Here is a 15305-nt window from a genome sequence, read left to right on the forward strand (position 1 = left end):
CAGGCCATGTCCTTGCAAAACAGCAGCGATGACAAGATTGAAGTGATCCGCACACAGCCAGACCAGTCTCTGGGTTGCTCGATTATTGATAAGGATGGGCGCGAAGTACCGATCACTGAAGGCATGATCCAGAAAGCTTGCAGCGAACTGGAACAGCGGTTGGTCAAGCCTGCCGAAAAAAAGTGATATAGCCACCGTCTTCTTGACCCGGCCCTGGAGGCCGGGTTTTTTATGGGGGCTATCCAGGAATTGTGGTGCGGCCTTCGCGGGCAAGCCTCGCTCCTACAGGATTAATGCGATGCCGAAATTGACGCATGACCTGTAGGAGCGAGGCTTGCCCGCGAAGGGACCTACTCGGTCCCTAAATAGCCACCACCCCCAACGCCGCCACGATTTTGTGCAACTCCGGCGAATCCCCCTCGATCCGCACCTGCAACCCATCAATCTCCCGCCGCAGCGGATAATGCTTGCGCAACCCATCAAACGCCGCCCGCTGCTCGCTCACGCTGCCGACCAGACTACGCCGAAAATCCGCATCATCACGGCGCGGGTCATACACCCCCCGGCACACCATCGCCAACGCCCAGGCCGGATCGCTTTGCGCGTTCAAGGTCACGTGCGACAACCAGGGCGCCGGCAGCAAATCGCTCAAGCTGACCTGCTCCGGTTGCCCGAGGAACCGGCAACACGTCTGATAGATCTGCGCCGTCCCGCGCTGCCTGCCATCCAGGCTGTAACCGGCAATGTGCGGCGTCGCCAGCACGCAGAGCTCGGCCAGCGCCACATCGACTTCGGGCTCGCCTTCCCAGACATCCAGCACCGCTTGCAGGTCTTCACGCTGCAACAGGACCTGGCGCAACGCAGCGTTATCGACCACCGGGCCACGACTGGCGTTGATCAACCAGGTGCCGGGCTTGAGTCGATTCAAGCGGTTTTTATCGAACAGATGCCAGGTCGACTGGGCACCGTGCTTCTTCAACGGCGTGTGCAGGCTGATGACGTCGCACTGTTCGATGATCTGCTCGAGGCTGACGTAATCGCCCCCTTCGGCGGCTTGCCTGGGTGGATCGCAGACCAGCACGTTCCAGCCCAGACCTTGCAGGACCTTGACCAGCCGGCCCCCCACCTCGCCGGCCCCCACCACCCCATAGGTGCGCTGGGTCAGGTCGGCGCCTTCGATCTCGGCCAGGGTCAGCAGACTGCCCAGCACGTAGTCGACCACGCCCCGGGCATTGCAACCAGGGGCGCTGGACCAGGTGATGCCGGCCTGCTGCAAGTAATCCAGGTCCAGGTGATCGGTGCCGATGGTGCAGGTACCGACAAACCGCACCTTGCTGCCGTCGAGCAGCGCGCGATTGACGTTGGTCACCGAACGCACCAGCAGCACATCGGCCTGCTCGACGGTGGCGCGGTCGATGGAACGTCCCGGCACCCGGCGGATTTCACCGAAACCTTCGAAGAAGGCATCGAGCAGCGGGATATTTTCGTCGGCAACAATCAGCATGGCAGGCTCCTTTGGCGGGTTGGCAGTGTAGGCGGAGATGACCGTGGTGGGCCAGCGGGCATTGCTCGCAGCTCCATGAAAAGACCCCACCTCCTATGTGGGAGCGGGCTTGCTCGCGAAGACGGCAGCCCAGTCAATATTGATGTCGCCTGACAAACCGCTTTCGCGAGCAAGCCCGCTCCCACATTTTTGATCGCCGCCGTGCCCGGACTTTGCGTTCGCCGCAAATCCCCTTGTGGGAGCGGGCTTGCTCCTACAGGGGGGCGTGCGATTACAAATCCCCAACACAGGACTTTTCCTGACCAATGCGTCAGGGCGTAGAATGCCCCGCCTCGCGCCTCAAACACCTCTGGACGTTCCGCCCTTGAATTCCGTAACCGACCGACCCGCCGCTCCCTCCCTCAACCGCCCCGCCCGGGTTCGCCTGGAGCTGAAAAACCTGCTCGCCCTGGCGCTGCCGATCATGGTCGCGCAGCTGGCGACCACTGCCATGGGCTTCGTCGATGCGGTGATGGCCGGCCGGGTCGGGCCGCGGGATCTGGCGGCGGTGGCGCTGGGCAACTCGATCTGGGTCCCGGTCTTCCTGTTGATGACCGGCACCCTGCTGGCCACCACACCGAAAGTCGCCCAGCGTTTCGGCGCCGGCACCCCCAGCGAGATCGGCCCGATCGTGCGCCAGGCCCTGTGGCTGGCCTTGGTGGTGGGTTTGATGGCGACCGTCATGCTACTCAGCGCCGAACCGATCCTGCACCTGATGAAGGTCGATCCCGAGCTGATCGGCCCGTGCATGCAATACCTGCACGGAATCGCCAGCGGCCTGCCCGCCGTCGCCTTCTACCATGTGCTGCGCTGCTTCAGCGATGGTCTGGGACGCACCCGCCCGGCGATGGTCCTCGGCTTGTGCGGGCTGGCGCTGAACATTCCGCTGAACTACGTGTTCATCTATGGCCACTTCGGTGTGCCGGCCATGGGCGGCGTCGGTTGCGGCTGGGCGACGGCGATCGTGATGTGGGTGATGGCCCTGGGCATGGCCGGCTGGGAACGCTGGGCGCCGGCCTATCAGTCGAGCCAGTTGTTCAGCCGTTTCGACTGGCCGCAATGGTCGGTAATCAAACGCCTGCTGGGCATCGGCTTGCCGATCGGGATTGCGGTGTTCGCGGAGTCGAGCATCTTCGCCGTGATCGCGCTGCTGATCGGCAGCCTCGGCGCGACCGTGGTCGCCGGGCACCAGATCGCCCTGAACTTCAGCTCGCTGGTGTTCATGATCCCCTACTCCCTCGGCATGGCCGTGACCGTGCGCGTCGGCCAGGCCCTCGGTCGCCAGCAGCCCCGTGAAGCGCGCTTCGCCGCCGGAGTCGGCATGGGCACGGCGCTGGCATATGCCTGCATTTCCGCGAGCATGATGCTGTTGCTGCGCGAGCACATCGCAACCATCTACACCGCGGACCCGACGGTGATCCGGGTGGCGGCGATGCTGATCGTGTACTCGGCGCTGTTCCAGTTCTCCGACGCGATCCAGGTCACCGCGGCCGGCGCGTTGCGTGGTTATCAGGACACCCGGGTGACGATGATCCTGACCCTGTTCGCCTATTGGGGCATCGGTTTGCCGGTGGGTTACGCCCTGGGCCTGACCGACTGGCTCGGCCCCCCGAGCGGCCCGAGCGGGCTGTGGCAGGGTTTGATCGTCGGCCTGAGCTGCGCGGCGCTGATGCTATCGATCCGCCTGACGCGCAGTGCACGCAGGCGGATTCGGGTAGGAGCTGCGCCCTAAATGGTGGAAAACGCTGAACCCCTGTAGGAGCCAGGCTTGCCGGCGAAGGCGTCTGTAGTGGACGGTGCAGGGTTTGAGGCCGCCTTCGCCGTAGGAGCCAGGCTTGCCGGCGAAGGCGTCGTCATGGGCGCTGCATGGCTTGAGGCCGCCTTCTCCGTAGGAGCCAGGCTTGCCGGCGAAGGCGTCTGTAGTGGACGGCGCAAGGTTTGAGGCCGCCTTCGCCGTAGGAGCCAAGCTTGCCGGCGAAGGCGTCGTCATGGGCGCTGCATGGCTTGAGGCCGCCTTCGCCGTAGGAGCCAGGCTTGCCGGCGAAGGCGTCGTCATGGGCGCTGCATGGCTTGAGGCCGCCTTCGCCGTAGGAGCCAGGCTTGCCGGCGAAGGCGTCGTCATGGGCGGTGCATGGCTTGAGGCCGCCTTCGCCGTAGGAGCCAGGCTTGCCGGCGAAGGCGTCTTCATTGACGGCGCAAGGTTTGAGGCCGCCTTCGCGGGCAAGCCTCGCTCCTACAGGCGAAGGCGTTTTCATGGGCGGTGCAGGGCTTGAGGCTGCCTTCGCCGGCAAGCCTGGCTCCTACGGGCGAAGGCGTTTTCATGGGCGGTGCAGGGCTTGAGGCTGCCTTCGCCGGCAAGCCTGGCTCCTACGGGCGAAGGCGTTTTCATGGGCGGTGCAGGGCTTGAGGCTGCCTTCGCTGCGGTGCGGCGATCCGACAAGCCAGCGCCTACAGGGGGGCGTAACGCCCATGCTGGTTTTTGCTTTTAACCGGACTTCTTGCGAATCCAGTAGAGGTAGGTGCCGGCCTCTTCATGCTGCGCCACCAGTTCATGGTCGAGAAACACGCAGAACTTGGGAATGTCGCGACGGGTCGACGGGTCGGTGGCGATCACCTTCAGCAGGCCGCCGGGCACCAGGTCACGGATGTGCTGGTGCAACATCATCACCGGCTCCGGACAGTTGAGGCCGGTGGCGTCGAGGGTGCCGTCTACCGGCGTATTGATCATTTGACTCATGATTCACTCCTGAAACTTGCCGGCATTGTCGCGCATTGCCGGGTGTTCGGTCATCTATGCGATCACACCGCCGCCCTGCCCCTGTAGGAGCGAGGCTTGCCCGCGAACCAGACGCTACGGTGTATCTGTAAATCCGCATCATCGTTCTTCGCCGGCAAGCCTGGCTCCTACAGCGAACCAGACGCTACGGTGTATCTGTAAATCCGCATCATCGTTCTTCGCCGGCAAGCCTGGCTCCTACAGCGAACCAGACGCTGCGGTGTATCTGTAAATCCGCATCATCGTTCTTCGCCGGCAAGCCTGGCTCCTACGGGGGCGCGCGCGGTGTGCATTAGCGGGACTTTGGTTTCTTTACGTCCAGCCGGCGCAAATGGCACGTCACTTCTTCCCGGTCGTGATACAGCTGCTTGCAACCGATCTCAACCCGAATCCCCCGCTCCTTGAACCCCTCGGCAATGCGCTCCAGCAACCGCTTCACCTCGGCATACCGTTGTTTCATCGGCAACTTGAGGTTAACCACCGCTTCCCGGCAATGCCCCTCGCCAATCCACTCCTCCAGCATCGCCGCATTACGCGCCGGTTTCTCAACGATGTCGCACACCATCCAGTCCACCGGCTGCCGGGGCTTGAACGTAAACCCGTCCGCCATCAAATGCTGCACCAACCCGGTCTCCATCAGGCTTTCCGCCATCGGCCCATTGTCGATCGCAGTCACCAGCATCCCACGATTGACCAGCTGCCAGGTCCAGCCACCCGGTGCCGCACCCAGATCAACCCCAGTCATGTCACTGTGCAAACGCTCATCCCACTGATCCCGCGGAATGAAGTGGTGCCACGCCTCTTCCAGCTTCAAGGTCGACCGGCTCGGCGCCTCGCGCGGAAACTTCAGGCGCGGAATGCCCATCGGCCACATCGCCGAGTTGTTCGACTCCGCCAGGCCCATAAACACTTCCCGCCCGCTTTTAAACGTCAGCAGCAGCCGCGGTTTAGAAGGATCCTCCACCAACTTCCCTGCCGCCATCAGCGCCTTGCGCAGGTGCCCCTCGAACTTCTTGCAGAAGTTCGACAGCTCCTTGCCATCGTTGGTATCGACCATCTCCAGCCACAAGCTGCCACACAGCGGAAAATCCGCCATATGCGCAAGGATCACGCTGATCCGGTCAGTTTCCGGCAAATCAATAAAAATCCCCCGGGCCCACTGCCGCGGGAAAATCAGATCAGCAAAGCGCTGGCCCCGCATCAGGCGCTCGGCGCCGTCTTCCTCGGTGCAGATGAATTCGGCGCAGGCGCTGGCGGTCTTGGCCTTGGCATAACCGGCCACGTTCAGCCGCGCGGCGTGTTCGGAAATCTCGGAACAGACTTCGCCTTCGAAGCCCGGCCGGCAGTGCATAAAGAGGGTGTTCATTAAATCTCCTGGGCAATCGGCAATGAATCGCTGCGCAACTTGCCCTGTAGCAAAGCCTGTCACGAAAACCGGCGCATGATAGCCGAGTTCGGAACCTTGGACTTGTCCATAGAGTCCAGTAATTAGCCAGCTACTCAAAACAGGGCTAGGTTTAATGCTCTGTCCGTTCCCTCAGTCCGTAGCCGTGCGGACTCAAAGGAGTGATCGTAATGCCGTCCCTCGATAGCCTGAACACCCTTAAAACCCTGCAAGTCGACGACAAGACCTACCACTATTTCAGTCTGCCCGAGGCTGCCAAAAGCCTCGGCGACCTCGACCAACTGCCCATGTCGCTGAAAGTCCTGCTGGAAAACCTGCTGCGCTGGGAAGACGACAAAACCGTGACCGGCGCCGACCTCAAGGCGATCGCCGCCTGGCTCAAGGAGCGAAGCAGCGATCGGGAAATCCAGTACCGCCCGGCGCGGGTGTTGATGCAAGACTTCACCGGCGTACCCGCCGTGGTCGACCTGGCCGCCATGCGCGCCGCCATGGCCAAGGCCGGTGGCGACCCGCAGCGAATCAATCCATTGTCGCCGGTGGACCTGGTGATCGACCACTCGGTGATGGTCGACGCATTCGGCAGCCCAAGCGCCTTTGGCCAGAACGTCGACATCGAAATGCAGCGCAACGGTGAACGCTATGCCTTCCTGCGCTGGGGCCAGAGCGCCTTCGACAACTTCAGCGTGGTGCCACCGGGCACCGGCATCTGCCACCAGGTCAACCTGGAATACCTCGGTCGCACCGTCTGGACCAAGGACGAAGACGGCCGCACCTACGCCTTCCCCGACACCCTGGTTGGCACCGATTCCCACACCACCATGATCAACGGCCTCGGCGTACTCGGCTGGGGCGTCGGCGGGATCGAAGCGGAAGCGGCGATGCTCGGCCAACCGGTGTCGATGCTGATCCCGGAAGTGATCGGCTTCAAACTCACCGGCAAGCTCAAGGAAGGCATCACCGCCACCGACCTGGTGCTGACCGTCACCCAGATGCTGCGCAAAAAAGGCGTGGTCGGCAAATTCGTCGAATTCTACGGCGACGGCCTCGCCGACCTGCCGCTGGCCGACCGCGCGACCATCGCCAACATGGCCCCGGAATACGGCGCCACCTGCGGCTTCTTCCCGGTGGACGACATCACCCTGGACTACCTGCGCCTGTCCGGCCGGCCCCTGGCCACCGTCAAACTGGTCGAGGCCTACTGCAAGGCCCAAGGCCTGTGGCGGCTGCCCGGCAAAGCGCCGAGCTTCACCGACAGCCTGGCCCTGGACATGGGCAGCGTCGAAGCCAGCCTCGCCGGGCCGAAACGCCCACAAGACCGCGTCTCCCTGCCCAACGTCCCGCAAGCCTTCAGTGACTTCACCGACCTGCAATTCAAACCCACCAGCAAGGAAGAAGGCCGCCTGGAAAGCGAAGGCGGCGGTGGCGTCGCGGTCGGCAACGCCGATCTGGCCGGCGAAGCGGATTACAACTACGAAGGCCAGACCTATCGCCTGAAAAACGGTGCCGTGGTCATCGCCGCCATCACCTCCTGCACCAACACCTCCAACCCGAGCGTGATGATGGCCGCCGGCCTGGTGGCAAAAAAAGCCGTGGAAAAAGGCCTCAAACGCAAACCCTGGGTCAAGAGCTCACTGGCGCCCGGCTCCAAAGTGGTCACCGACTACTACAAGGCGGCCGGCCTGACCCAGTACCTCGACGAACTCGGCTTCGCCCTGGTCGGTTATGGCTGCACCACCTGCATCGGCAACTCCGGACCGTTATCAGAGCCGATCGAAAAAGCCATCCAGCAAGCCGACCTCACCGTCGCCTCGGTGCTCTCGGGCAACCGCAACTTCGAAGGCCGCGTGCACCCCCTGGTGAAAACCAACTGGCTGGCCTCCCCGCCCCTGGTCGTCGCCTATGCCCTGGCCGGCACGGTGCGGATGGACATCAGCAGCGAACCCCTGGGCACCGACCAGGACGGCAACCTGGTCTACCTGCGCGACATCTGGCCCAGCAGCCAGGAAATCGCCGACGCCGTGAACCAGGTCAACACCGCCATGTTCCATAAGGAATACGCCGAAGTCTTCGCCGGCGACGCACAATGGCAAGCGATCGAAGTGCCCCAGGCCGCGACCTACGTCTGGCAGGACGACTCGACCTACATCCAGCACCCGCCCTTCTTCGACGACATCGGCGGCCCGCCCCCCGTGGTCAAGGACATCACCGGCGCCCGAGTCCTCGCCCTGCTCGGCGACTCGGTCACCACCGACCACATCTCCCCGGCCGGCAACATCAAGGTCGACAGCCCCGCCGGCCACTACCTGCGCGACAAAGGCGTGGAACCGCGCGACTTCAACTCCTACGGCTCCCGCCGCGGCAACCACCAAGTGATGATGCGCGGCACCTTCGCCAACATCCGCATTCGCAACGAAATGCTCGGCGGCGAAGAAGGCGGCAACACCCTCTACATGCCGACCGGGGAAAAAATCCCGATCTACGACGCCGCCATGCGCTACCAGGCCGACGGCACCCCGCTGGTGGTCATCGCCGGCCAGGAATACGGCACCGGCTCCAGCCGCGACTGGGCCGCCAAAGGCACCAACCTGCTCGGGGTCAAAGCCGTCATCGCCGAAAGCTTCGAACGCATCCACCGCTCCAACCTCGTCGGCATGGGCGTACTGCCCCTGCAATTCAAACTCGACCAGAACCGCAAAAGCCTCAACCTCACCGGCAAGGAAACCCTCGACATCCTCGGCCTCACCGACGTCGAACTGACCCCCCGCATGAACCTGACCCTGGCCATCACCCGCCCCGACGGCCGCCGCGAAAAAATCGAAGTCTTGTGCCGAATCGACACCCTGAATGAAGTCGAATACTTCAAATCCGGCGGCATCCTGCACTACGTACTACGCCAGCTAATAGCCTCCTGAACCCACCAAACCGGGGTTGGTGCCCAACACCAACCCCACATCCACCCCCAATCAAACTGTGGGAGCGGGCTTGCTCGCGAAAGCGGTGTATCAGCCAACAAAGATATCGCCTGACACCCCCCCTTCGCGAGCAAGTCGGATCGCCGCACCGCCGCTCCCACAGTGGTTTCCCATGTATTCACATAATCTGCGTTTCACCCGATACCTTTGTAGGAGCTTGGGTGACAGGTGCTGCGCAGAAACCCGGCATGGATACCGGGTTAGCCGCATCCAGCACCCCTTCCCTCATCCAACCTCCCTGTCGACGCCTCCCGAACCGGGTCTACTCTCAGCAAACTCACCACTTACCACATCGATTTGAACTTGATGATCCGCCATATTCTTCAACACTTCCCGAATCACCCCATTCGCATCAAAGTACACCGACCGATAATGTTCACTGTGACAACACAACCGTACCATCAGCACCAGCGACTCCGAGGACACATCTTTCACCCGAATATCAACCGCAGGCGCCGACAACACATTAGCCACTCTCCCCAACCGCTGCTGGAGCAGCCCTACCACCACCCGCTCATCCGTTGCAAAGGGCAGCGCCAAGGACAACTCCACCCGACGAAAGTCATTACTGGAAAAGTTCTGAATTGTGTCGGAAAAGATCTTGTTATTACCCACCAGCGTCAAAACGTTATCCGCCGTATTAACCGTAGTCACAAACAGGCCAATCTCCGTCACCGTCCCCACCACGCCGCCCGCCCCAATCTCATCGCCCACCTTGAACGGCCGCAACACAATGATGAACCCGCCAGCAGCCAAATTCGCCAACAACCCCGACCAGGCCATGCCAATGGCCAACCCAACCGCCGCCAGAATCGCGGCAAAGCTGGTCGTCTCAATCCCGCAATACCCAAGAATGGCAATCACCAGAATAATATTCAGCGTAACAGTGATAAAAAACCCGACATAACGCAAAACCGTCGGATCAATCCGTTGCCGCGTCATCGAGCGCTGCACGAACCTGACAATAAAACTAATCATCCAACGGCCCACTATCCAAAACAGCACCGCAAAAACAACCTTAAGGCCAAAAGCAGATCCGTACTGGATGAGCACGCCCACTAATTCATTGGCTTTATCGACGCTGTCGCTGGCAACGCTATTAAGTTCGTCCATGACGGATTACCCCTCGCTAGGAGAAGAGAGTTAGACACCTTCTCCTGCAGGCTCCGCACATTAACACTCGTTGTCTACTGTCAAGTTTGACAGGTTCGAGCCATTAACTCTGCAACTTCACAAGTTAGACCAACTGAGCCCTATCAGCTCTGATAGTAGGCAGTACCGTCCGTCACCTTGGCGATCAACCTGTCATTGTTGACAGGTTTTTTTGTGAGTGTTTTCCCCTAGCTTGAAGTTGCGACACAACAGTGCAGCCCCTTGCTCCGATCATTACCGACATGGAGATCGTCAGTCATGAACCCTGCCTCAAACATCCTCGATCAACATGCCCGGATTGCTATCGACATAGCGCAGATGGCCACAAGCATCGCGGTCCAGCCCCCCTACTTCGCTTTCAGCTCGCTTTATACGCTGCCTGACGAATGGGACATCTATGGCGAATTCACCCCTGAGCAACCGCGAGGGAATGAGCTAGGGCCGTTGGCAACTGCCGAGGCAGGGCGTCATCTAGCCATTCTGGGGTCATGCGCGGCGGCCCGGACACAGGCTGCAGGCACGCGCGTGTACTACCTGGCGTCACAAGCTCAATGGGACCTGCGTTACCGCCCCATCGGGCTTGGCCAGACACAGTCGATGACCGCCAGGGCGAAAATCGTTGAGCAGTCTCGCAAAACCGTCGTCGCAAAAACTCAACTGTTAGTGGGCGGGCAGCCATTCGCAGAATTGTCCGTGTCTTACCACGTGCTAGCAGAAAAGACATTTGACAAACTCTTCGCCAGTCATCGATCGCCAACGCCTTCACCCTCCGGCCAGTCTCCCTATGCCGAAGCGCTCCCCCTGTCGGTGCTTGCCCTCAGCGATCAGGAGATCACCGCCTGCAGTGTTGATTTCAGTGCCGCACGGTGCGAAGGACATTTTCCGCAATACCCCATGTGGCCGGTCGCTGTTGTCATGTACGGGATGAGTCAGGCCATGTCTCGGCTACTGGATCACAAAATGCGGCGAGCCGTTTCCTACAGGCTTTTGCATGTGACGTTAGACGCAGCCGAGCTGGTGCCGGCCGCCAAGCAATTGCAGTTCAATGCTCGCCTGACTTCCATGGATGACAATGGCAAGTACTGTGATCTGGTGTGCAGCGCTGCCTATGCAGGAAGGGTGATTGCCAATGTTTGCGCCGAAGTGGCCATTGAGTGAAAAGCTGAATGCTCGACAAGGGGAAATGCAGGCTGGCGGATGCGCAGGTCCAGGAAAGGATTGGCGCTAGCTCGCGCCGCGCAGCCGCGTCGGGTCACGAGGGAGTGATTTTTGTGTTCAGGCATAACAGGTTGCAAAGGTGCATGTATCACCCACAACCCCTTGTGGGAGCGAGACCGGCTTGCCGGCGAAAGCGGTGTGTCAGCCTACACATCTCGTCGCAGCACACATCGAACGTGTGGCAAGGGAACTTGCTCCCTCGCCACAGGTGGTAATGGCTACTCGGATGGATCTATCCGATCCAGCGCGCGATTCACCGCCAGCTCGCCCAGCATGATGACTTGCGCAATACCCAGCAGTGCATTGCGGCTTGTCCCGTCCAGATGATCCGCCAGGTCCATGGCCATGACATTGGCCGACGCCAGGGATTCGCAAGCATGGTCCAGCAGGGTTTCGACGTCGATTTGCGGGTTGACGATGAACATGCTGTCGAGTTGCCTCGGGGTGGCTTTGATAACGGCGGCGTGGGCGGCAGGGTTGGCGTAGAAATCGAGGGCGCGTTTGACAACCTCGTCGTATTTTTCTGAATTGGAGGGCTCTGAATCGGCGGGCTCGTGCAGCGATGTCGGATCGGTGTCCGGCGGGTTGGGCGTTACTTTGAACATGGATGAAACTCCAGATAATAAAAATGGAGCCATCACCCTCGCTACCAAACGTGGGTGGCGGCCATACGAAGGTTGGTAGACCGGTTACCTGGCAACCCGGCGCGCTCGAGAACGCCCTACGCATGGCCACCATAAAACCGAGGCCTGAAAAGGCCTGCAAACGGTGGCGCTATGCGCCGGGTAACCGGGCTACCAAACCCGATCGCTGTTTTTCAGCGACCGGCAAACGATAGAGCCCAGGCCCAAGACGCACAAGCCGGCGGATTCTGGCGTAACCGTAGGCAATGGCGCAAGGCGTTGTAGCCTGCGCGAAGTAACCTACAGCTCTTTTAAACAAGCGCCGCCCGAGGATGTTTAATACGCTGATTACGCGACAAAAACATGAACTGTAGAAAAGCCAACTTGCCCGCGCACTGCCCCCACAAAGTTTATATGCTGACCACAATCTAACATCCAACCCCAATACCTGTGGGAGCGAGCTTGCTCGCGATAGCGTCCTACCAGCCAACATCAATCCCGAACGTACCGCCCCAATGGCGACGCCGCCTGCTCTACTTCATCCACCAAAAAACACCCACCTCGAAAACTCCCCCAACAACATACCCCTCCACCTCCATTGCCCACCCACCCCCACATCTGCCTAAATGCCCATCTAAAACCAAGCCCCACCCAAGGAAGACCCATGCTCCGACTGCCCTGGCCCTACCTGACGCTACTCACCGCCGGCTACGTCCTCGCACTCACCCACGGCCACCTCTCCCTCCAGGCAGCCCTCCCCATCACCCTGCTCCTGCTAGCCGGCCTCGCCATCCAGCCACAAAACCACCCCTACGCCCGCTACCTGGGCCACACCCTGTTCATCTGCCTAGCCCTGGCCCTCGCCCTGCACTACCTGCCAGGCTTCCACAACGCCCAAGTCATCCCCCCACAACGCTTCAGCGAAAACGCCATCCCCTTCTCGATGTACCTGAACCTCGACAAGCCACTGATCGGCTTCTGGCTAATCCTCGCCTGCCCCTGGATCATCGCCCAACGCTCACTCACCCAAACCCTCAAAACCAGCACCATAACCCTGAGCCTGACCGCCCTGGCCACCTTCGCCAGCGCCTGCCTGCTCGGCATCATCGAATGGTCCCCGAAATGGCCCGACGTCGCCCGACTCTGGCTCCTGAATAATCTGCTTCTGGTGACCCTGGTCGAAGAAGCCCTGTTCCGCGGCTATATACAAGGCGGCCTCAGCCAACGACTCAAACACCTGCCCTACGGCGAACACCTCGCCCTGCTAATCGCCGCGCTACTGTTCGGCTTGGCCCACTGGGGCGCCGGTTGGCAATGGGTCTTCCTCGCGACCCTGGCCGGCATCGGCTACGGCCTGGCCTACCGCTACGCCGGATTGGCCGCCGCAGTCGCCACGCACTTCGGCCTGAATCTGTTGTACTTCGGCCTGTTCACCTACCCGATGCTGGCAGGATAGTCCTGCCGGTAAAGGCAAACGCCCAGGGAGAAGGCCTATCTATTACCGTGTGAGGAATCAGCTGGAAGTAGTATGTCGATCGGTGGCTGCACTTGGCCAAGGTGACGGGTAATTATCAGAAGATGCTGAAGCAATGGCTGGCGGTACCCGATACTAAATAACGGCTCCATTTTCTATTGGTTCGAACAGCAAGAAGGGGAGCGTCCTAAGGAGCGCCTTGGATGCGAACGAGCCAATCTTTCAAAAAAGCAACGTCCTACACGATTTCAGGAATTGTCCGTACACTTGTGCATTGCGGTGTCTTTGTCACGAGACCTATAGTCGAGCCAACGCCCATATGGCGTGTCGGGTTTGGCGACTCGATGGCAATGAACTGAAGCCTTCGACCATTTCCGGGGCTTCGGAAGCACTTGGCTACCTGTTTTATGGTGGCTGTGCGCGGGAGACCTCAGGGTCTGCCGGTTTCTCCATTGCCCGGTTCGCCAACCCGCGTACGGCTACCACCCCTTTGTTTGGCGACAATAAGTGGTAGCGCTCTTGAATTAATGGAGCTTCACTCATGAAAGAATACATAGCCTTAACCAGCAACGCCGACGATCTCCCCTCCTTGTACGTCAACTCCTCGCAACCGCTGCACTCATTGCTCAGCACGGCTCGGTACAGAATACAGGCCGTAACGCAGATTCTTGAGAACCTCGCGATGCGCGGCGACATCACCACCGACTCCGTGATTCTCAGCGACTTTGCGCTGCTCTGCTGCGTGCCATTACGCGACGGCTGCGACGTGCTGGAAGTCATCGCGCGACGCATGGACGCCGAACCATCCTGAAGCCACCGAGGGCGCCTTTCGAGGCGCCCATCAAACGTTCCTGCATGCGGATGCAGGATCAGCGCCTGAGAAACGAAACAAACTGACCAGGGCAAAACCCGGGTACACCGAATCCAATCGCAAGGGACAGCGTCACAACCATTAGCCAGACCGAAATGTACGGCCAAGCCAACTTCGCTTCAATCGTCGCAACCAGTTGGGGAATCGCTTTTCGAACTCACGTTGTCGCTGTGCAGACATCAATTTAATATCGAACTCTTTACCTGATGTCTGCCCACTAGTTATAGCGATGTCTTCATAGACTTGGGTAAGTTGCTCCAGCGTCCGTTTCAGCAGCAACTCGTTGATGACCCACACTCAAGTAAGCTCCGACAGCATGATAATTCCCTATACAGATCATGCGGACGCCGCCTCAACGCTTACTGACATCCGCCAACGGCAGACTGATGCGTTGTTCTCGTTGCAGGAATTGCATCAGAAGCACAACTCGCTCCTCCCCCTCCATCGCCAGGAAAATCGCTTCCAGCTCAACAAAAGGTCCTTCATTGATGCGAACCCGCTCCCCACAGGTAAAGCGAATTTCTACCGGGGCAACGCCATCATGTTGATGAAGCTGAGCAATCAACTCATCCTGCACCGGTAGCGGCTTCCCACCAAAGCTGACCACACGCGACACACCGCGGGTAGAGCGTAGAGGAGCCCAACTGTCATCCGCGCCGAGCTGAATGAACAGATAACCAGGAAACAGCGATTCGCAAACAACGCTACGCCGCCCTCGTAAAACACGTTCGCGTCGATGGGTGGGTCGATAACTGGTGTACCCCTGGTTAACCAGATTGATCTCTGCACGCTCGTCTTGACTGGGCTTGCATTGGACCAGGTACCAAGCCCTCGAAGAACGGTACTCCGACATGTCCATTTCCGCGGCCACTCCGTTAAATCCCTGCGCTCTCAATCCTTCTACCCTCTATCTGTTCCAGTAACTCGTTGGTTTTCACCTGCATCAGCAACGGTCGCGCAGTGTCGTGACGCTGCCCTCCCTCGCGGGCACGCAACCAGGTCATCAGTCGCTATGGCTAGACCCGGTACCTTTCGAAAGCGCCCCATGGCCCAACGAACCGGCTGTGCACCCGATGGCAAGAACGGCATGCCGTACGTCTCAGCATCCCGCCGACACTGTCACTCACCACTCATAGACTTCGAATGGCTCATCTCGGTTTCGTCCAGACGAAAAAAAAGCCGGACACGGCTTCGATCGGAGCTTTGAAAACCCATTTTTAACAGATTCGAGCCCTTGCGCATCCTAAACGGGTATTACCCTTGAATCGAAC

The 15305-nt window shown here is 60.2% G+C and carries 13 protein-coding genes and 1 pseudogene; 7 read left to right on the forward strand and 7 right to left on the reverse strand.

Going from position 1 to position 15305, the window contains the following annotated elements:
• The first annotated feature begins 6 nt into the window (after positions 1-6).
• Entirely contained in the window at positions 7-186 is a 180-nt protein-coding gene (locus F8N80_RS06950) for a PA1571 family protein (RefSeq protein ID WP_150745346.1), read from the forward strand.
• A gap of 175 nt (positions 187-361) precedes the next feature.
• Here F8N80_RS06950 and pdxB read toward each other — a convergent pair whose 3' ends face one another.
• Entirely contained in the window at positions 362-1504 is a 1143-nt protein-coding gene (pdxB, locus tag F8N80_RS06955) for a 4-phosphoerythronate dehydrogenase PdxB (RefSeq protein WP_150783538.1), read from the reverse strand.
• 364 nt (positions 1505-1868) lie between these two features.
• Between pdxB and F8N80_RS06965 the strand changes: the two genes are divergently transcribed.
• The gene (locus F8N80_RS06965) at positions 1869-3275 is read left to right on the forward strand and encodes an MATE family efflux transporter (protein WP_150745348.1); all 1407 of its coding nucleotides are present in this window, start codon (positions 1869-1871) and stop codon (positions 3273-3275) included.
• A 121-nt stretch (positions 3276-3396) separates the two neighbouring features.
• On the opposite strand, the gene F8N80_RS06970 is transcribed toward F8N80_RS06965, so the two are convergent.
• From F8N80_RS06970 to rlmM, 3 genes are all read right to left on the reverse strand, one after another.
• The gene (locus F8N80_RS06970) at positions 3397-3798 is read right to left on the reverse strand and encodes a hypothetical protein (protein ID WP_150783539.1); all 402 of its coding nucleotides are present in this window, start codon (positions 3796-3798) and stop codon (positions 3397-3399) included.
• Positions 3799-4028: 230 nt separating this feature from the next.
• On the reverse strand, positions 4029-4280 hold the full coding sequence (gene tusA / locus F8N80_RS06975; protein ID WP_150745350.1) for a sulfurtransferase TusA: 252 nt from the start codon (positions 4278-4280) through the stop codon (positions 4029-4031).
• 331 nt (positions 4281-4611) lie between these two features.
• Positions 4612-5685, reverse strand: coding sequence for a 23S rRNA (cytidine(2498)-2'-O)-methyltransferase RlmM (rlmM, locus tag F8N80_RS06980; RefSeq protein WP_150783540.1), 1074 nt, complete (start codon positions 5683-5685; stop codon positions 4612-4614).
• A 209-nt stretch (positions 5686-5894) separates the two neighbouring features.
• On the opposite strand from rlmM, the gene acnA reads away from it, so the two are divergent.
• On the forward strand, positions 5895-8636 hold the full coding sequence (gene acnA / locus F8N80_RS06985; RefSeq protein ID WP_150783541.1) for an aconitate hydratase AcnA: 2742 nt from the start codon (positions 5895-5897) through the stop codon (positions 8634-8636).
• A 285-nt stretch (positions 8637-8921) separates the two neighbouring features.
• On the opposite strand, the gene F8N80_RS06995 is transcribed toward acnA, so the two are convergent.
• Positions 8922-9809, reverse strand: coding sequence for a mechanosensitive ion channel family protein (locus F8N80_RS06995; RefSeq protein ID WP_150783543.1), 888 nt, complete (start codon positions 9807-9809; stop codon positions 8922-8924).
• A 297-nt stretch (positions 9810-10106) separates the two neighbouring features.
• On the opposite strand from F8N80_RS06995, the gene F8N80_RS07000 reads away from it, so the two are divergent.
• Entirely contained in the window at positions 10107-11006 is a 900-nt protein-coding gene (locus F8N80_RS07000) for a hypothetical protein (protein WP_150783544.1), read from the forward strand.
• Positions 11007-11284: 278 nt separating this feature from the next.
• Here the strand turns inward: F8N80_RS07000 and F8N80_RS07005 are convergent, their stop codons facing one another.
• A complete protein-coding gene (locus tag F8N80_RS07005; protein WP_150783545.1) occupies positions 11285-11671 on the reverse strand; it encodes a DUF6124 family protein in 387 nt (128 codons plus the stop codon).
• A gap of 682 nt (positions 11672-12353) precedes the next feature.
• Between F8N80_RS07005 and F8N80_RS07010 the strand changes: the two genes are divergently transcribed.
• The 3 genes and pseudogenes from F8N80_RS07010 (at position 12354) to F8N80_RS07025 (ending at position 13974) form a co-directional block, all read left to right on the forward strand.
• On the forward strand, positions 12354-13145 hold the full coding sequence (locus tag F8N80_RS07010; RefSeq protein WP_150783546.1) for a CPBP family intramembrane glutamic endopeptidase: 792 nt from the start codon (positions 12354-12356) through the stop codon (positions 13143-13145).
• Between the two features lie 27 nt (positions 13146-13172).
• Positions 13173-13306 (forward strand): annotated as a pseudogene (locus tag F8N80_RS31440) (transporter substrate-binding domain-containing protein); the annotation flags it as partial.
• Between the two features lie 398 nt (positions 13307-13704).
• Complete coding sequence (locus tag F8N80_RS07025; protein WP_150783548.1) at positions 13705-13974, forward strand: short-chain dehydrogenase; 270 nt, start codon at positions 13705-13707, stop codon at positions 13972-13974.
• 412 nt (positions 13975-14386) lie between these two features.
• Here F8N80_RS07025 and rfaH read toward each other — a convergent pair whose 3' ends face one another.
• Positions 14387-14887, reverse strand: coding sequence for a transcription/translation regulatory transformer protein RfaH (rfaH, locus tag F8N80_RS07030; protein WP_150783549.1), 501 nt, complete (start codon positions 14885-14887; stop codon positions 14387-14389).
• Positions 14888-15305 lie beyond the last annotated feature (418 nt).

Source organism: Pseudomonas fluorescens (assembly GCF_902497995.1).
GTDB lineage: Bacteria > Pseudomonadota > Gammaproteobacteria > Pseudomonadales > Pseudomonadaceae > Aquipseudomonas > Aquipseudomonas fluorescens_BK.